The organism is Blastococcus colisei, from assembly GCF_006717095.1.
In the GTDB taxonomy this organism is placed as follows: domain Bacteria; phylum Actinomycetota; class Actinomycetes; order Mycobacteriales; family Geodermatophilaceae; genus Blastococcus_B; species Blastococcus_B colisei.
In genome coordinates this window covers 382,688-400,233 of record NZ_VFQE01000001.1, presented here as the reverse complement: position 1 = coordinate 400,233, position 17,546 = coordinate 382,688, and the positions used below count along the sequence as shown (strand labels likewise).

The 17,546-nt window shown below is 73.9% G+C and carries 17 protein-coding genes; 7 read left to right on the top strand and 10 right to left on the bottom strand.

Annotated elements, in window-relative coordinates:
- Positions 1–11: 11 nt before the first annotated feature.
- Positions 12–842 carry a tyrosine-protein phosphatase gene (locus FHU33_RS01865; protein WP_142023819.1) on the top strand — a complete coding sequence of 277 codons (831 nt, stop codon included), beginning with the start codon at positions 12–14 and terminating at the stop codon, positions 840–842.
- A 99-nt stretch (positions 843–941) separates the two neighbouring features.
- Here FHU33_RS01865 and FHU33_RS01860 read toward each other — a convergent pair whose 3' ends face one another.
- Complete coding sequence (locus FHU33_RS01860) at positions 942–3,023, bottom strand: diguanylate cyclase domain-containing protein (RefSeq protein ID WP_246063211.1); 2,082 nt, start codon at positions 3,021–3,023, stop codon at positions 942–944.
- 286 nt (positions 3,024–3,309) lie between these two features.
- Here FHU33_RS01860 and FHU33_RS01855 point away from each other — a divergent pair, with 286 nt between their 5' ends.
- Positions 3,310–3,795, top strand: a complete 486-nt coding sequence (locus tag FHU33_RS01855; RefSeq protein ID WP_142023818.1) for a DUF4396 domain-containing protein — start codon at positions 3,310–3,312, stop codon at positions 3,793–3,795.
- Positions 3,796–3,937: 142 nt separating this feature from the next.
- Here the strand turns inward: FHU33_RS01855 and FHU33_RS26120 are convergent, their stop codons facing one another.
- Both FHU33_RS26120 and FHU33_RS01850 read right to left on the bottom strand, forming a co-directional pair.
- Positions 3,938–4,069, bottom strand: a complete 132-nt coding sequence (locus FHU33_RS26120) for a hypothetical protein (RefSeq protein ID WP_281281601.1) — start codon at positions 4,067–4,069, stop codon at positions 3,938–3,940.
- A 132-nt stretch (positions 4,070–4,201) separates the two neighbouring features.
- On the bottom strand, positions 4,202–5,899 hold the full coding sequence (locus tag FHU33_RS01850) for a phosphoenolpyruvate--protein phosphotransferase (protein ID WP_142023817.1): 1,698 nt from the start codon (positions 5,897–5,899) through the stop codon (positions 4,202–4,204).
- 164 nt (positions 5,900–6,063) lie between these two features.
- Between FHU33_RS01850 and FHU33_RS01845 the strand changes: the two genes are divergently transcribed.
- The 4 genes from FHU33_RS01845 to FHU33_RS01830 all read left to right on the top strand — a co-directional run bounded on the left by FHU33_RS01845 (position 6,064) and on the right by FHU33_RS01830 (position 10,326).
- Positions 6,064–6,834, top strand: coding sequence for a DeoR/GlpR family DNA-binding transcription regulator (locus FHU33_RS01845; protein ID WP_142023816.1), 771 nt, complete (start codon positions 6,064–6,066; stop codon positions 6,832–6,834).
- Complete coding sequence (locus FHU33_RS01840) at positions 6,831–7,871, top strand: 1-phosphofructokinase family hexose kinase (RefSeq protein ID WP_142023815.1); 1,041 nt, start codon at positions 6,831–6,833, stop codon at positions 7,869–7,871. Before FHU33_RS01845 ends, FHU33_RS01840 begins: the two co-directional genes overlap by 4 nt.
- Before the next feature lie 20 nt (positions 7,872–7,891).
- Complete coding sequence (locus FHU33_RS01835; protein ID WP_142023814.1) at positions 7,892–10,003, top strand: PTS fructose transporter subunit IIABC; 2,112 nt, start codon at positions 7,892–7,894, stop codon at positions 10,001–10,003.
- A 62-nt stretch (positions 10,004–10,065) separates the two neighbouring features.
- Positions 10,066–10,326 (top strand): HPr family phosphocarrier protein, encoded by a 261-nt coding sequence (locus FHU33_RS01830; RefSeq protein ID WP_142023813.1) that lies wholly within the window; start codon positions 10,066–10,068, stop codon positions 10,324–10,326.
- A 79-nt stretch (positions 10,327–10,405) separates the two neighbouring features.
- Here FHU33_RS01830 and FHU33_RS01825 read toward each other — a convergent pair whose 3' ends face one another.
- The 6 genes from FHU33_RS01825 to pdhA form a co-directional block, all read right to left on the bottom strand.
- Positions 10,406–10,867: an SRPBCC family protein gene (locus FHU33_RS01825; protein ID WP_142023812.1), complete on the bottom strand. Its 462-nt coding sequence runs from the start codon at positions 10,865–10,867 to the stop codon at positions 10,406–10,408.
- A 76-nt stretch (positions 10,868–10,943) separates the two neighbouring features.
- Complete coding sequence (locus tag FHU33_RS01820) at positions 10,944–12,110, bottom strand: AGE family epimerase/isomerase (RefSeq protein ID WP_142023811.1); 1,167 nt, start codon at positions 12,108–12,110, stop codon at positions 10,944–10,946.
- Positions 12,107–12,496: a hypothetical protein gene (locus FHU33_RS01815; RefSeq protein ID WP_142023810.1), complete on the bottom strand. Its 390-nt coding sequence runs from the start codon at positions 12,494–12,496 to the stop codon at positions 12,107–12,109. The genes FHU33_RS01820 and FHU33_RS01815 overlap by 4 nt, the downstream gene beginning before the upstream one ends.
- Before the next feature lie 29 nt (positions 12,497–12,525).
- Entirely contained in the window at positions 12,526–14,022 is a 1,497-nt protein-coding gene (locus FHU33_RS01810; RefSeq protein WP_246063210.1) for a dihydrolipoamide acetyltransferase family protein, read from the bottom strand.
- Positions 14,023–14,030: 8 nt separating this feature from the next.
- On the bottom strand, positions 14,031–15,008 hold the full coding sequence (locus FHU33_RS01805) for an alpha-ketoacid dehydrogenase subunit beta (protein ID WP_142023808.1): 978 nt from the start codon (positions 15,006–15,008) through the stop codon (positions 14,031–14,033).
- Positions 15,008–16,147 carry a pyruvate dehydrogenase (acetyl-transferring) E1 component subunit alpha gene (gene pdhA, locus FHU33_RS01800; protein WP_142023807.1) on the bottom strand — a complete coding sequence of 380 codons (1,140 nt, stop codon included), beginning with the start codon at positions 16,145–16,147 and terminating at the stop codon, positions 15,008–15,010. Before pdhA ends, FHU33_RS01805 begins: the two co-directional genes overlap by 1 nt.
- A 219-nt stretch (positions 16,148–16,366) precedes the next feature.
- Here pdhA and FHU33_RS01795 point away from each other — a divergent pair, with 219 nt between their 5' ends.
- On the top strand, positions 16,367–16,849 hold the full coding sequence (locus tag FHU33_RS01795) for an Lrp/AsnC family transcriptional regulator (RefSeq protein WP_142023806.1): 483 nt from the start codon (positions 16,367–16,369) through the stop codon (positions 16,847–16,849).
- Here the strand turns inward: FHU33_RS01795 and FHU33_RS01790 are convergent.
- Positions 16,846–17,541, bottom strand: a complete 696-nt coding sequence (locus FHU33_RS01790; RefSeq protein ID WP_142023805.1) for a hypothetical protein — start codon at positions 17,539–17,541, stop codon at positions 16,846–16,848. The genes FHU33_RS01795 and FHU33_RS01790 overlap by 4 nt on opposite strands.
- Positions 17,542–17,546 lie beyond the last annotated feature (5 nt).

Below are 17,546 nucleotides of genomic sequence, written 5' to 3'. Positions count from 1 at the left end.
ACCGTCGTCGGGTGACCTCCACCCGCACCGGCCGCTGGGTGCGGCTCGACGGCACCACGAACACCCGCGACCTGGGTGGGCTGCCCACGACCGACGGCGGCCGCACCGTGCCCGGCCGGATCCTGCGCAGCGACAACCTGCAGACCCTCAGCCCGGACGACGTCCGGCGGCTGGTCGGCGACATCGGCCTGCGTCAGGTGATCGACCTGCGCACCACCGCGGAGGTCCTGCTCGAGGGCCGCGGTCCGCTGCGCGACGTCCCGCAGGTCACACACCGGCACTTCAGCCTGCTGCCCGAGCGCGGCCACCACACCGACGTCTTCGCGGTGGAGGAGGACGACGCCGAGCTGGATCTGCCGGCCGGCTGGACGGAGTCGCTGCTCCCCCGGCAGGTCGCCGAGCACGACCAGGGCGAGCACCCGGCCGTGCGCTCCTACCTGGGCTATCTCGACCACCGTGCCGACAACGTGGTCGGCGCACTCCGCGCGATCACCCGGGCCTCCGGCGCCTCGGTCGTGCACTGCGCCGCCGGCAAGGACCGCACCGGCGTCGTCTGCGCGTTGTCCCTGGCCGTCGCGGGGGTGCCGCACGAGGAGATCGTGGCCGACTACGCCATGACCGCCGAGATCATCGACGCCCTGGTCGCGAAGCTGGCCGCGTCACCGACCTACGCCGAGGACATGGGAACGCGGGACGTCGCCAGCCACACGCCGCGGGCCGAGACGATGGCCCGCGTGCTGACGCTGCTCGACGAACGGCACGGCGGCCCGCTGGGTTGGCTGGACGCGCACGGCTTCGGCGCCGAGGAGCAGGCCGCGCTGCGCGCCCGCCTGCGGGACTGAAGAACATCCCCGAGAGGTTCCCGTCCTCCTCACCACTCGCAAGTCTCGCGGCGAGCCTCTGGACGGGGTCATCAGCCCTCGCGAGCTCGGGGCGAGCCTCTAGACGGGGCCGCGGGAAGTGCCGGCGCCGCGCCTGCTGCGCTGCTTGTGCCGGTACATCGCCGCATCGGCCTCGCGCAGCAGCTGCTCGGCCGTCCGTACCGCACCGTCGCCGTGCACCGCGACGCCGACGCTGGTGCCCACCGTGACGTCGGTGCCCTCGAGCCGGAACGGCTCGGCGAAGCACGCGGCGACGCGCGCAGCCAACCCGTGGGCGTCGTCGGGGTGGACGAGGCCGGGCAGGATGACCGCGAACTCGTCCCCGCTGAGCCGGCCGACGGTGTCGCCCGGGCGCAGCGCCGACCGCAGCCGTGCCGCGACCTGACGGAGCAGCTCGTCACCGGCGGCGTGGCCGAGCGCGTCGTTGACCTCCTTGAACCGGTCGAGGTCGCAGAAGAGCACGCCCAGGTGTGCTCCGTGCCGGGCCTCGGGCAGCTCGCTCTGCAGCCGGCTCAGGAAGAGCACGCGGTTCGGCAGGCCGGTGAGGGCGTCATGGGTGGCCTGGTGGCTCACCGTCTCGAGCAGCCGGGCCTTCTGCAGGGCGGTGGAGGCCTGGTCGCCGACACCGCGGAGGCGGGCGAGGACGTCACCGGCGAGAGACGGGGGCGCCTCGCCGGGCTGCCAGCCCGCCGTCGCCACGCCGAGGAAGGTGCTGCCGGCCAGCAGCGGAACGGCCGCGACGTCGGAACTGCTGATCGCCTGCAACAGCGCCCGGAGGGCCGGGCTGCTCGTGCTGTCGTCGATGATCAGCGGCGAGCGGTCGGTGAGCATCCCGATCAGCTCCGGGGTGTCCTCGGGCCGCAGCTCGGCGCCGTGCAGCCGGGCGGTCTGCTCGTCGGTCATGCCGAAGGACGCCGATGCGCGGAGGACGCCCGCCCCCGGGTCCCAGAGCAGGAGGCTGGAGCGGGTGCAGCCGACGATGCGCGGGAGCGCTTCGGCGACGACCTCGGTCACCGCGGCCGCGTCCGCGGCAGCGGCCAGCTCGTGGGCCAGCTCGAGCAGGGCACTGGCGCGGACCGCCTCCTGGCGAGCGCCGTCCAGGGCGAACAGCAGATCCAGCGCCGCAGCCGCGTGGCCGGCGTACGCCGTGAGCAAGGAGGCCTCGTCGCCCATCGCGCCGTAGTTGGTGTCCGGGGAGGTGCCGTACAGGGCGGCCAGCCGGCCGTGCGAGCGGCGGGCCGAGGCCACCTCTACGACGACGGCGCTCTGACCGAGGTCCCCACCGGCGAGCAGGGTGGCAGCGAGTCCGGCGGCCCGGTCCTGGGGCACGCCGACGCTGTGCACCAGCGGCTCGCCGCCTGCAGGGGCGTCGACGGCCAGCAGGTAGGCCGGCGCGAGGACTGCTTCGGCGGCGCGGGCGACGATGCGGTGCAGCACGCTGTCGAGGTCGTCGCTGCCGACGAGGTCCGCGCCGGCCGACTGGAGATTGCTCAGCTGCCCACGCAGGGCCCTGAGCTCCAGGTCGGCCGAGCGCTCGCTCTCCCGGCGGCGCGGCCGCCGGATGCGCCGGTCCCAGGTCAGGGTGTAGAGGCAGGCCGGGTGCCCGTCGGACTCGCACTCGTCATGCGTGATGCGCGCCGCGGACAGGCCGAAGATCGTCGGGACCGTGCTCAGGAGCCCCTGGGCGTAGATGCAGTCCAGCCGTGAGTGCTCGTAACCCGGGTGCAGCGTGTAGCGGATGGTCGCGGAGGTGGCGGACGCGTCCAGGATCTCCATCGTCGACGTCGTGCTGAACTTGGCGACGGCCCGCGGCAGCTGCCGGAAGACCTGCCGGGGGGTGCCCATGGCCCGCAGCAGGATGACCATCGAGTGGGCCAGCCCGCTGTGCAGCGCCGCCGTGCCGACCTTGAACAGCAGCCCTGGGTCGGCGAGGACCTCGGTGGCCGCGGCGAAGAGCCGGATGCGCGTGTCGTAGCTCCACCACAGCGACTGGTCCTCGAGCTGGTCGGCCGTGTAGGGCAGTCCCGCGCTCAGCAGGACGCGGTCGACCCCCTCCTCACCCGCGACCGTGCGCACGTACCGCAGCAGCCCTCCGGTGGTCGCGCCGGAGGTCTCGCGCGCCTCGCCCAGCGGCCCCGTCACAGCCGGCGCCCGGGCGGAGGGGACCCCGATGGCCGGGCGGCCCGCCGGACGGACGCGACCCGAGGCAGGGAGGTCCCGTGGATGCGCACGAGTGCTGGAACGGCAGGAACCGACCGGTTCCTGAGCGTCGTCACCCGGTCGGGTGAATGGGCTTGCAGAGGTGACGCCGAGCACCCTCGGGCCCGCTCGGCGTCGTGGGCGGCGGGGGCCTTGCGCGGCGGCGCCCAGCGGAGTACACCGGGGGTCATATACCCCCTAGGGGTACATGCAGCGCAAGGAGGCCTCCATGCACCGCGATTCCGTGCACTCACGGCTACAGCATGACAGCAGTCCGCAACGGGTGTCGTGGGCGGCCGCGCGGCAGGCGACCCTGCACTGCCTCACCGGCTGCGCGATCGGCGAGGTGCTCGGCATGGTCATCGGCACGTCGCTGGGGCTTCACGATGCCGCCACGGTGGCCCTGGCGGTGACACTGGCCTTCGTCTTCGGCTACGCCCTGACGATGCGGGGCGTCCTCCGGGCCGGCCTGCCGTTCCGCGCCGCCCTACGGGTCGCCTTGGCTGCGGACACCGTGTCGATCGCCGTCATGGAGATCGTCGACAACGCGGTGGTGCTGACGGTCCCCGGGGCGATGGAGGCGGGCATCGCCGGTGCCGTGTTCTGGGTGTCGCTGGCGGGGGCGCTCGCCGTGGCCTTCGTGGTCACCCTGCCGATCAACCGGGCGCTGATGAGCCGCGGCAAGGGGCACGCCGTCGTCCACGCCGTGCACTGAACCCGCCACCCCCGGACAGCAGACGACCCCGGCCTCCGGAGGAGGTCGGGGTCGCGTTGCCGGAGCGGTGCCGCACCGGGCGGCCACCCGCGTCAGGGGCCGGGCGCCGCGATCGCGTCAGCGGCTCGGGGCCGCCGTCGCGTCAGCGGTTGGCGATGGTGAGGAGCTCGTCGCGCATCGCCGGGCTGCTCGTGCGAGCGAGCGCCTGGTTCAGTGCCCGCCGGGTACGCGCCGCCTGTCGACGCTGCTGCCACCGGGTCGTCACGCTGCTCATCTCTACTGCCTCTTTCATCGAAGTGGTGCGCCTGCTCCCTTAGCAATGCAGGCTTACTCCACTCTATTCCGACGAATCGCAGGTAGAACTCAAGCAAGGCCGATGTTCTCTCACTCTTCGGGGTGAGAGTGATCACCCGACGAGGACCCTCCGTGCGGCCGCCCGGGCCGCCTGGGGGTCGTCGGTGGCCAGCGCCGCCTCGGCCGCACGCTCGCAGGCGGTCAGGTCGACGGTGGACAGCCGGGCACCCACCCGCGCCACGGCGGAGGTCGCGCAGGACAGCGAGCCGACCCCGAGCCCGACGAGGACGCAGCCCAGCAGTGGATCGGCAGCCGCCTCGCCGCAGACGCCCACCGGCTTCCCCGCGCGGCGACCGGCGCCAGCCGTCAGGGCGACGAGCTCGAGGAGCGCGGGCTGCCAGGGGTCGGTCAGCTCGGCGAGGTCGGCGGAGAGCCGGTCGGCGGCGAGCGCGTACTGCGACAGGTCGTTGGTGCCGATGGACAGGAAGTCGACGTGCGCCAACAGCCGCTCGGCGTGGAGCGCGGCCGAGGGCACCTCGATCATCACCCCGGGAACCAGGCCGCGGGCGCGCACGGCGGCCGCGAAACCGGCCGCCTCCGGGACCGTGGCGACCATCGGGGCCATCACCCACGGCGTCGACGCCGTCCGGGCCGCCGCCTCCGCGATGGCGTCGAGCTGGCGTTCGAGAAGCCGGGGGTTCCGGCGGGCCACCCGAAGGCCACGGACGCCGAGCGCCGGGTTGGCCTCGTCCGGCGGCGTGGCGAAGGCCAGCGGCTTGTCCGAGCCTGCATCCAGCGTCCGGACGACGACCTTCCGGCCCGGGAAGGCCGCCAGTACCTCGGCGTACCCGGTGGCCTGCTCGTCCACCGACGGCTCCGCCGCGCGCCCGAGGAACGCCAGCTCCGTCCGGAAGAGGCCGACGCCCTCCGCGTGCGCGTCGGCGGCCGCGCGGGCACCCGCACCGTCCTGCACGTTGGCCAGCACCTGGACGACGCGCCCGTCCCGCGTGCGACCTGGTCCGCGGTAACCGGCCAGCGCCTCGGCGGCCAGTCTCGCTGCATCCACCTGCGCCCGCGCCTTCGCAGGCTCGGGGTCCACCGTGACCGTTCCCTGCTCACCGTCGATCAGCACGGTGGCACCCACGGGGACGTCGTCGAGACCACCGACACCGACGACGCACGGCAGGCCGAGCTGGCGGGCGATGATCGCGGTGTGGCTCGTCGTGCCGCCCAGCCGGGTGGCCAGCCCGAGGATCCGTGCCGGGTCCAGGCCGGCGGTGTCGGCCGGCGCGAGGTCCTCGGCGAGCAGGACCGACGGCACGTCGGGCGCCGGGATGCCCGGCTCCCCCTGCCCGGTGAGCTCCGCGACGAGCCGGTCACGGACGTCGCGCACGTCCGGTACCCGCTCGGCCATCAGGCCACCCAGCGCCGCGAACATGTCCATGAACTGCTGGGCCGCCTGGACGGCCGCCACGGCGGCCGGCACGCCCTCCTCGATCCGCTGTTCGGCGGTGGTGCGCAACGCCCGGTCCCGTGCGATCCCCGCCGTCGTGCTGAGCACCTCGGCACTCACCCCGGTCGACGCGGCGGCGCGGGCGCTCAGCCGCTCGGCCACCAGTTCGGCGGCCGCCCTGTAGCGGGCCTTCTCCGCCTCCCGATCGGCCTGCGGCACCGCGGCCTCCGACTCGGCCGGAAGGCGGACCGCGCCCGAGGGGCGCACCACCGGACCGACGGCGGCCCCCGGGACCACGGGCGTGCCCGTGAGGACGGCAGGCCCGAGGGACGCGGGCGGGGAGACGGTGCTCGACATGGGGACCTCGCTGCGGACGAGAGGGGCGGGGGTCTCCCGCGGGCTTGGTGACCAGAGTCACCAATCCCTGTTGACTTGTCAACGGAACGGACGTAAAACAACACAAGCACAGCCGCAAGGCCACATGCTCGGACACGCATCGCCGCACCAGCCGGAGGACAGGCGTGCTCTATCCCGAAGAACGCCAGCAGGCGATCGCGGCCCTGGTGACCGACCGCGGTCGCCTCGCCGTCGCCGCTCTGGCGGAGGAGTTCGGCGTCACGACCGAGACAGTCCGGCGCGACCTCGCCGTCCTGGAGCGGGCCGGGATGCTGCGGCGGGTGCACGGCGGCGCGGTACCCGCAGGAGCCCTGACCCTGGTCGAGCCGGGGCTCGGCGAGCGGCACCGGTCGCACAGCGAGCAGAAGCGGGCGATCGCCGCGGCGGCGCTGGGCCTCCTGCCCGGCGCGGAGGGCAGCATCGTCCTCGACGGCGGGACGACGACGGCCGCCCTCGCTGAAGTCCTCCCCGCCGACCGCCGGCTGCTCGCCGTCACCTCCTCGGTGCCCATCGCGTCGCGGCTCTCGGTCACCGGCGGCGTCCTGCTGCACGTCCTCGGCGGGCGGGTCCGCGGCGTCACCCAGTGCGCGGTCGGGGAGACGACGGTGCGCTCGCTGGCCGAGCTGCGGGTCGACGTCGCGTTCCTGGGCGCCAACGGCATCACCGCCGAGCACGGCTTCACCACGCCCGACGAGGCGGAGGCGTCGGTCAAGCGCGCCATGGTGCGGGCCGGGCAGCGCGTGGTGGTGCTCGCCGACAGCAGCAAGCTGGGCCGCGAGCACCTGGTCCGGTACGCCGCGATCGAGGACGTCGACGTCCTGGTGACCGACGCGGGCGCCGACCCCGGACTGGTCGCCGAGCTGGAGAAGGCCGGCGTCGAGGTCGTGCTCGCGTGAGCGGCCCGAGGAGGCCGGACCGGGTCGTCACCCTGACGGCCAACCCGAGCCTGGACCGCACGTTGGACCTGCCCGCGCCGCTGGCCCAGGGCGGCATCGTCCGCCTGGCGGGCAGCAGCACCGAGCCCGGGGGCAAGGGCGTCAACGTGGCGCGTGCCCTCGCCGCCGCGGGCGGGGACGTGGTGTCGATCCTCCCGGCAGCGGCGTCGGACCCGATCGTCACGGCTCTCCGGGCCCTGGGCCTGGAGCTCGCCACCGTGCCGGTCCACAGCCCGGTGCGCACGAACTACACGCTGGTCGATCCCGCCGGGACGACCACGAAGCTCAACGAGCCCGGCGCCGCGCTGAGCGACGCGACGCGGACAGCGCTCAGCGGCATCCTGCACGGGCACGCCGCCGCTGCGCGGTGGGTCGTCCTGTCCGGCTCCCTCCCCCCGTCGACCCCGGTCGACTGGTACGCCGACCTGGTCCGAACGCTCCGGGACACGGGGGCGCGCATCGCGGTGGACACCAGCGAGGCGCCGCTGCTCGCGCTGCTGTCCGCCGGGCGTGACGCCGCCCCCCACCTGCTCAAGCCCAACGCCGAGGAGCTGGCCCAGGTGGCCGGCCTCACCGAGGACGACGTGCTGCGGGACCCGGCGGCGATGCTCGAGGCCGTCCGGACGCTGCACGCCCGCGGAGTGGCCGAGGTGCTCCTCACGCTCGGGGGCGACGGCGCGGTCCTCTCCACGGCCGACGGCGAGCTGTGGTCGGCCCGCCCGCCGGAGATCGCCGTCCGCAGCACCGTCGGCGCCGGTGACTGCAGCCTCGCCGGGTACCTGCTCGCCTCGCTCGCCGGCGCTCCCCCCGCCGAGCGTCTGCGGACCGCCGTCGCCTACGGAGCGGCGAGCGCGTCGCTCCCCGGATCCGCCGTTCCCACCCCGGCCCGGGTGGACGGCTCCGCCGTACGGGTCACCGCCGGCCTGCCCGGCAGCACCAGTTCCCCCCCGCCCACCGCCCCGAACCCCGTTCCGGCCGCCGGCCGGGGCGCCCTCTGACTCCTCCGGGAGAGGACCCCATGCCCGCACTGATCACTCCGGACCTGGTCGCGCTCGACGCCGATCTCGGGGCCGACAAGGCCGCGGTCGTCCGCCGGCTGGCCGAACTGGTCGCCGCCGCCGGCCGCGCCACGAACACCGACGCCCTGCAGGCCGACGTCCTGGCCCGCGAGGCACAGGCGGCGACCGGGCTGCCCGGCGGCATCGCGATCCCCCACTGCCGGTCGGCGGCGGTGACCGAGGCGTCCCTCGCCTTCGCCCGCCTCTCCCCGAAGGTCGACTTCGGCGCCCCCGACGGGCCGGCCGACCTGGCCTTCCTCATCGCCGCCCCGGCACACGGCGACGCCGACCACCTCACCCTGCTGACCGCCCTGGCCAGGGCGCTGGTGCGGCCGGAGTTCGTGGCCTCGCTGCGGTCCGCCGCCTCCGACGAGGAGATCGTCGCGCTGGTGCAGGAGGTCGTCTCCCCCGCTCCCGCCGCAGGACCGGCGGGCGCGACCGGCGGGGCGACCGCGGCCGCGCCGGCCGCTGGTCCCGCCGCGGAACCAGCCGCCCGGAAGAGCATCGTGGTCGTCAGCGCCTGCCCGACAGGCATCGCGCACACCTACATGGCCGCCGACAAGCTGGCCGCCGCCGGCGAGGCCGCCGGGGTGGACGTCCACGTCGAGACGCAGGGTTCCTCCGGATCCACCCCGCTCGACCCGGCCGTCATCCGCGCCGCCGACGCCGCCATCTTCGCCGTCGACGTGGGCGTGCGGGACCAGGGCCGGTTCGCCGGCAAGCCGCTCGTGCAGAGCGGGACGAAGCGGGCGATCAACGAGCCCGAGGTGATGATCCGCGAGGCACTGGCCGCCGCGGACGACCCGAACGCCCGCCGCGTCTCCGGCACCGCCTCGGGCGACACCTCCTCCGTGTCGAGCGGCGGAGGTGCGCGCACCGGCTCGGAGATCCGCCGCTGGCTGCTCACCGGTGTGAGCTACATGATCCCGTTCGTCGCGGCCGGCGGGCTGCTCATCGCCCTGGGCTTCGCCCTCGGCGGATACCAGATCGTCAACGGCAACCCGGACGCCGAGGGGCAGAGCTACGCCCTCAGCTGGGTGCTGAACAACTCGCTGTTCGACCTCCCGGTCGGCCAGAGCACCGAGGAGCTCCGCTTCGGGGTCCTCGGCTACCTGGGCGCGGTCTGCACCGTCCTCGGACAGGCGGCCTTCGCGTTCCTGGTCCCCGCCCTGGCCGGCTACATCGCCTACGCGATCGCCGACCGCCCGGGCATCGCGCCCGGTTTCGTGGTCGGTGCGGTGTCGGTGACCGTGGGCGCCGGCTTCCTCGGCGGCCTGGTGGGCGGCATCCTCGCCGGCCTGGTGGCGCTGTGGATCAGCCGCTGGCGCCTGCCGTCGGGTGTCCGCGGACTGCAGCCCGTGGTGATCATCCCGCTGGTGGCGACGCTCATCTCCAGCGGCATCATGGTGATGGTGCTCGGCCGCCCGCTGGCCGCGGCGCTCGAGGGCCTGGGCGACTGGCTCAACGGCTTGAGCGGCTCCTCCGCCATCCTGCTCGGGATCATCCTCGGCCTGATGATGTGCTTCGACCTGGGCGGCCCGGTCAACAAGGCGGCGTACCTCTTCGCCACCGCAGGCCTGGCCTCGCAGACCAGCGGCTCGTTCGTGATCATGGCGACCGTGATGGCCGCCGGCATGGTGCCGCCGCTGGCCATGGCGCTCAGCACGGCCCTCCGCTCGAGGCTCTACACCCCCGCGGAGCGGGAGAACGGCAAGGCGGCCTGGCTGCTCGGCCTCTCGTTCATCTCCGAGGGGGCCATCCCCTTCGCTGCGGCCGACCCCGTCCGCGTGATCCCGTCGATGATGCTCGGCGGCGCGACCACCGGTGCGATCGTGGCGGTACTGGAGATCGAGGCACGGGCTCCGCACGGTGGGGTGTTCGTCTTCTTCGCGATCAGCAACTTCCTGCTCTGGCTGCTGGCGATCGCCATCGGCGCCGTCGTGGGCGGCATCGCCGTCACCGTCGCGAAGAGCATCGGGCGGTCCGACGCGGAGGAGGCTCCCGAGGACGCCGTCGACCTGGAGCACGCCCATACCCCGGCCCACGTCCCGGCGCGCGCGGCGAGCGCCTGAGCGGCATGCTCACGACCACCCCGTCCGGCCAGCACCCGTCCCAGCAGCGAGGAAGAGGATCGATGCCCAGTCAGACCGTCACCGTCGGATCGCGGGTGGGACTGCACGCCCGGCCAGCAGCACTGATCGCCGAGGCAGTCGGCAAGGCCGGGGTGCCGGTCACCCTGGCCACCCCGGGCGGGAACCCCGTCGATGCCGGCTCGCCCCTGATGATCATGACGCTCGGCGCCAAGCAGGGCGCCGAGGTCGTGGTCAGCAGCGACGACCATGCCGTGCTCGACCGGATCGCCGGCCTGGTGGCCCAGGACCTCGACGCGGAATAGGCGCCGCGGAACCGCGGACGACGACGGCGCCCGCCCCCGGAGAGGGGACGGGCGCCGTCGATCGTGAGGGGCTCGGTGCTCAGCTGGGGCGCTGGACGTCCCCGCGCCAGGCGCCGGTCTCGGTGCCGCGGCTCTCGATGAACTCCTTGAATTTCTTCGCGTCGGCCTTGATCTGCCGGTCGTCGAAGCCCAGGGCGGCGCCGGCCTTCTCGACCAGGCCCTCGGGTTCCCAGTCGATCTGGATCATGACCCGGGTCCTGGCGTCGTCCAGGCGGTGGAACGTGACGACGCCGGCGTGCTTGGCCTCACCGCTCGTGCTCGTCCAGGCGACGCGCTCCTCGGGGTGCTGCTCGGTGATCTCGGCGTCGAACTCACGCTTCACGCCGTCGATGTTGGTGACCCAGTGGGTGTGGGTGTCGTCGAGCTGGGTGATGCGCTCGACCCCGCCCATGAACTGGGGGAAGGACTCGAACTGCGTCCACTGGTCGTAGGCGACGCGGATGGGCACGTCGACGTCGACGGCCTCCTGCACGCTGGCCATAGGGGCCCTCCTCGATCTCGATGGTGACCGCCGCTCCCTACCCCGGGCACCCCCGCCGGACACCTGTACGAGCAGTTCAGCGCAGCGTCGCCGCGACGCTCCCGCGCACCGGTCGGCCGTCGAGCAGCAGCATCTGGGCGAGGTGGTAAGCGTCCGGTTGCCCCGTCCAGGTGCCCGTCGCGACCTGACCGGCCGGGGTCAGCTCGTGGTGCCAGCTGCCCGTCGTCGGGTCGGCGAAGCGGCGTTCGCCGTGCTCCCGCCACCGTCGGGCCAGCTCCCGGTAGCGCGGCTCGCCGGTCACCTGCGCCAGGACGGACGCCGCGGCCACGGCCTCGCACAGCACCCAGTGCAGGCGCGCGCCGACGACCGGCCGGTCGTCCCAGTCGAGGGTGTACGGGAATCCGTCGTGCCCGTCGGCCGCCCAGCCGCGCGCGGCTGCGGCGTCGAAGAGGTCCACCGCGTCGTCCAGCAGCCAGGCCGGCGGGTCGTCGACGACGGCGCGGACGTGCAGCGCGAGGCGCGCCCACTCGAACTGGTGCCCGACCGTCACGCCATAGGGGCGGAACGGGTCGGCCGGGCGCTCGCGGTTGTAGTCGAGCACGGGCTCCCAGCGGTGCGTGAAGTGCTCGGGCAGCCGCCAGTCGCGCTCGCGGGCCCAGCCGTGCACGACCCGCTCGGTGGCGCGCCGCGCCCGGTCGCGCAGCCATTCGGCCGTGGCGGCGTCGTCCACGGCGTCGGCGGCGGCCAGCATCGCCTCGACCCCGTGCATGTTGGCGTTGACGCCGCGGTAGCCGTCCAGCCGCGTCCACGCCCGGTCCCACTCCTCGACGGCCAGGCCGGCGTCGTCGTCGCAGAACCGGGTCCGCCAGACGTCCAGCGCGTCGCCGAGCAGCACCCGGCCGCCATCGATGCCGGCCGCAGTGGCCGTCGCGCCGGCCAGCACCACGAACGCGTGCACGTAGGCGGTCTTCGTGTCGTCGTCGGTGGCGGCGGACCATCCGCCGTGCGCGCGGTCGTGCAGCGGCCCGTCGGTCAGCGCCGCGACGCCGTGCCGGGCCAGCGCGTCCGCTCCCGGTCGGCCCAGCAGGGCAGCCAGCCCGAAGACGTGCGTCATCCGCGCGACGATCCACGTCTCGACCGGCCGGTCGGGCGGCACTCGCCCGTCGGCGCCGAGGTAGCCGAAGCCGCCGTCGGCGAGTCGCGACCGGGCGGCGAAGCGGAGCAGCCCGTCGAGATCGGTCACCGGGTGCGTCTCGATGCAGCGACACCGTGCGCGAGACGGATGGTCGCCACCATGATCGCCACCAGGCCGACGAGGCGGACGAGGCCGGCGCCGATGTTCGCCCCTGCGGAGTCGGCCGCGAGCGTCATCGCATCGACGAGCCCCAGGACGACGATCGCCGCGAGGACGACGGCGCCGAGCCGTCGGACCCCGGCGTCCTCCCGCCCCTCCTCGGGAGCGAGCAGCAACACCCCGCCCGCCAGTGCACACAGGTGACCGACCACCTGGAGCAGCCACGGCGCGGTGCCCTGGTCGAGGTGCGGCCGGCTCCCGCTCACCGCGATCGAGACGCCCGTGAGCACGACGAACAGCAGGAGCAGGACGAGTGCCCTCCGGCGCCGGTCCACGGGCATCCCCTTCCGCGAGCGGACCCCGGTCAGAACGCCAGTGCCGCCCCCGGATCGTGCAGCAGCGCACCGATGTCGGCCAGGAACCGCGACCCCAGCTCGCCGTCGACGATCCGGTGGTCGAAGGACAGCGCCAGCTGGGTCACCTGGCGCGGGACCACTCTCCCCTTGTGCACCCACGCCATCTCGCGGACCGCCCCGAAGGCCAGGATCGCCGACTCCCCCGGGTTGAGGATCGGGGTCCCGGTGTCGACGCCGAAGACGCCCACGTTCGTGATGGTGATCGTGCCGCCGCTCATGTCCGCCGGTGCGGTCTTCCCCTCGCGGGCCGTGGCCGTCAGATCGGCCAGGGCGCCGGCCAGCTCGGGCAGGGAGAGCCGTCCGGCGTCCTTGATGTTCGGGACGACGAGGCCGCGCGGGGTGGCCGCGGCGATACCGAGGTTCACGTAGTCCTTGACCACGATCTCCTGCGCCGCCTCGTCCCAGGAACTGTTGACCATCGGGTGCCGGCGGACCGCGAGCAGCAACGCCTTGGCGACGAAGAGCAGCGGGCTGACCTTGACGCCGGCCAGTTCCGGCCGCTGGGCGAGCCGGGTGCGCAGCTTCATCGTCCGCGTCACGTCGACGGTGAGGAACTCCGTGACGTGTGGCGCGGTGAAGGCGCTGGCCACCATGGCTGCCGCCGTGTGCTTGCGGACGCCCTTGATCGGGATCCGCTGCTCGCCACCCCCCGGAGGTGCGTTCATGGCCATGACTGCCCCGGGCTCGGGGGAGGCCACCGCGTCGACGTCGGCCCGGGTGATGACGCCGCCGTTGCCGGTTCCCGTGACGGCGGCGAGGTCCACGCCGAGGTCCTTGGCGTACTTGCGCACCGGGGGCTTGGCCAGCGGCCGCAGGCGACCCCGGCCCGGTGCGGCACCGCCTGAGGCCGCGGCGTCGCCGCGCAGGGCGTGCGCCTCGGCCTGCCGGCCCACCTCCAGACCGCCGTGCCGCACCGGCTTGGTGCCGGCGTCGGGGGCGGTGGCGAGCAGCGGCGGGTGGGTGCCGCCGCCCGAGCCGTAGTCGGCGCCGGGCAGCGGGGCCTCAGGGGACGCGCCGCCGGCAGCCGGGGCGTCGACGCGGCGGGGGCGGCGGCGGGCCTCGGTGGTGCGGGGGCCGTAGCCCACCAGCACCGCGGTCCGCCCGCCCGGAGCCGACCCACCGATCAGCCCGGCGGCCGGCTCGGCCTCGGCGACCGGGGCGCCGGCGGCCGGCTCCGGAGCCGGGGCGGCTGCCGGGACCGATCCGCCGGACGTGTCGATCGTGATGATCGGCGTGCCGACGTCGACCATCGTCCCCGCTTCGAACAGCAGTTCGGTGACCGTGCCGGCGAAGGGCGAGGGCAGCTCGACGGCGGCCTTGGCCGTCTCCACCTCGCACAGCGGCTGGTTGACCGTGACCGTGTCCCCGACGGCGACCAGCCACTGCAGGATCTCGCCCTCGGTCAGCCCCTCGCCGACGTCGGGCAGCTTGAACTGCTTGAGCATGCCCATCCTCAGAATTCCATCGAGCGGTCGACGGCGTCGAGCACCCGGTCCAGGTCGGGCAGGTACTCCTCCTCGAGCTTCGACGGGGGGTACGGGGTGTCGTAACCACCGACGCGCAGCACCGGCGCCTCCAGCGAGTGGAAGCAGGTCTCGGTCACGCGCGCGGCGATCTCCGCGCCCAGACCCAGCGTCACGGCCGCCTCGTGGACGACGACGCAACGGCCGGTGCGCCGGACGCTCTCGAACACCGGATCGAGGTCGAGCGGCGAGACCGTGCGCAGGTCGACGACCTCCAGCGACCGGCCCTCCTCCTCCGCGGCCTTCGCCGCCTGCAGCGCGGTCTTCACCATCGGGCCGTAGGCCAGCACCGTGACGTCGTCTCCGCCGCGCACGACCCGGGAGCGGAACAGCGGCTCCGGCGTCGCGGCGGTGTCGACCTCCGCCTTCTCCCAGTACCGCCGCTTCGGCTCGAGGAAGACGATCGGATCGGGGTGGGCGATCGCCTGCTGGATGCCCCAGTAGGCGTCGACCGGGTTGCTGACGGCGACGACCTTCAGCCCGGCCGTGTGCGCGAAGTAGGCCTCGGGGCTCTCGCTGTGGTGCTCCACCGCGCCGATGCCCCCGCCCATCGGGATCCGGATGACGATCGGCATCTGGAGCTTTCCCTTGGAGCGGGCGTGGATCTTGGCGACCTGGGTGACGATCTGGTTGTAGGCGGGGAAGACGAACCCGTCGAACTGGATCTCGCACACCGGCCGGTAGCCGCGCATGGCCAGGCCGACGGCGGTGCCGAGGATGCCGGCCTCGGCCAGCGGGGTGTCGACGACGCGGTCCTCGCCGAAGTCCTTCTGCAGGCCGTCGGTGATCCGGAAGACACCGCCGAGCTTGCCGATGTCCTCGCCCATGAGCACGACCTTGGCGTCGTCCTCCATGGCCCTGCGCAGGCCGAGGTTGAGCGCCTTGCCGATGGTGAACGTCTCGGCCATCAGTGCTCGCCCCCCTCGAACGACGCGTGGTACGCCTCGAACTCGGCCTTCTGGGCGGCGAGCGGCGGCGTCTGCTCGGCGTAGACGTGGTCGAACATCGAGCTGGGTGCAGGGTCGGGCATGTCGACCGTGCCGCTGCGGATGCGCGCGGCCAGCTCGTCGCCCTCGGCGTCGACGCCGGCGAAGAACTCCGCGTCGGCGATGCCGCTGCGCGACAGGTGTGCCTTCAGCCGGGCGATGGGATCGCGCAGCTTCCACTCCTCCAGCTCGCTGGCCAGCCGGTAGCGGGTGGGGTCGTCGGAGGTGGTGTGGGCGCCCATCCGGTAGGTGAACGCCTCGATGAAGGTGGGTCCCTGCCCCTCGCGGGCGGCGGCCAGCGCCGCCCGCGTCACGGCCAGGACGGCGAGCACGTCGTTGCCGTCGACCCGGACGCCGGGGAAGCCGAAGCCGGCGGCCCGCTGGTAGAGCGGGATCCGGGTCTGCCGTTCGAGCGGGACGCTGATCGCGTACTGGTTGTTCTGGCAGAAGAAGACCACCGGCGCGGAGAAGCTCGCGGCGAAGATCATCGCCTCGTTGACCTCGCCCTGACTGGTGGCGCCGTCGCCCAGGAAGGCGAGGACGGCGTCCTCCGCACCGTCGCGCTGCACGCCCATGGCGTAGCCGGTCGCGTGCAGGCACTGGGAGCCGATGACGATCGTGTACAGGTTGAACCTGCGCTCGACGGGATCCCACCCGCCGTTGTCGACGCCCCGGAACAGGCCCATGACGTGCAGGGGGTCCACGCCCCGCGTCCAGGCCACGCCGTGCTCCCGGTAGGTCGGGAAGGCCATGTCGCCGTCCTGGAGCGCGCGGCCGGCCCCGACCTGCGCGGCCTCCTGCCCCAGCAGCGAGGCCCAGATGCCGAGCTCGCCCTGGCGCTGCAGCGCGGTGGCTTCGATGTCCCAGCGGCGCACGAGGACGAGGTCGCGGTACAGGCCGCGCATCTCCTCGTCGGAGATGTCGAGGGAGTAGTCGGGATGCTCGACGCGCTCGCCCTCCGGCGTGAGCAGCTGGACCAGATCCGGCTGACGGGGCAGATGGGGGGACGATGCCCCGGGTACCGGATCGACCACCTCGGTGGCCTGACTCAACGCTGTCACGGTGGTCTCCTCGCCGTCTCCCGCGGTGGCCGGGGTCTCCGGCGGACTGCGGTCGGTGGACGTGTCGCGGGCGCCAGGGTGTGGCGCCACTCACACATGGTGGCACGACACCCCGGTGGGAGGACAACACCACTCCCGAATCGATCTGCGCAAGATCCCCCGGAATGGTTGCGCACAAGAGGCAGTAGTGGGACGTCCACGCATGTCAGACTGAGCACCATGGCCGATGTGGACGCCACCGACGCCCGACTGCTGCTCGCCCTGGGCGAGGACCCCCGCGCCAGCGTGATGGCGCTCTCCCAGCGGCTCGGCCTCGCCCGCAACACGGTGCAGGCCCGGCTGACCCGCCTGGAGACCAACGGCGTGCTGGCCCCGCTGGACCGGCGGGTACGGCCCGAGGCGCTCGGCTACCGGTTGAGCGCCTACGTCACCGTGCAGGTGGTGCAGCGCAGCCTGGCCGACGTCAGCGGCGCGCTCGCCCAGATCCCCGAGGTCGTCGAGGTCACCGGCCTGTCCGGGGTGGCCGACCTGCTGGTGGAGGTCGTGGCCACCGACGCCGACGACCTCTGGCGGATCACCGAGCAGGTGCTCGCCATCCCGGGTGTGCAGCGCACCGACACCGCGCTCGCCCTGCGCCGCTTCGTCGACCACCGCCTCGGCCCGCTGCTGGAGCGCGCGGCCGGGGGCGCCCCCCGGCCCTAACCCGTCGTGGGCCGGGCCCGCCCGGGCACGGGTGGGCGCCCGGCGGCCCGTCGGATCGGTTCCTCGGCCGGCGTCCGGGGCGGTGGCACCGTTCCCAGCGGGACGACGAACGGCGGCCGGACCGGCAGGTGCACGTCGGGGAGGGACACGGGCTCCGGCTTCCACAGCGGCTTCGGGCACCCCTCGAGGGTGAACGTGGCCGAGGCGCAGCAGACGGTGCAGACGACCTCCTCGATCGCGCCGTCCCGTACCGCGACCGAGGTCTTGCCCAGCTCCACGTGGAGCTCCAGCCGGAAGGCGAACGACGCGACCTCGTCCTCGCCCACGTACACCGCGACGTCCGAGCCCTGGACCGACGTGAAGGGGACCGGTTCCGTGAGGACGACGACCACTTCCCCCTCGCCGCCCCGGGTCTCCGCCGCCGCCTCGCGGAGGTTCTGGTAGGTGCCCAGCCACGCGACGAGGGGCTTCGCCACGTCCTGGTTCAGGGCCGTGGCCGCAGCCTCCAGGATCCGGCTGTCGAGGAGCCGGCAGGTCGCTCGCCGGAGGTCGAACCGCCGGCGCACGCGACGCTGCGACAGCCCGTCGGAAGGCAGCCGATCGGCCATGGACCGGAGGGCGACGTCCTGGTCGGCGTCACCGCAGAACAGGCGGAAGACGCTCGTCGGGTAGGTCAGTTCGAGCACGGGCACGGGGC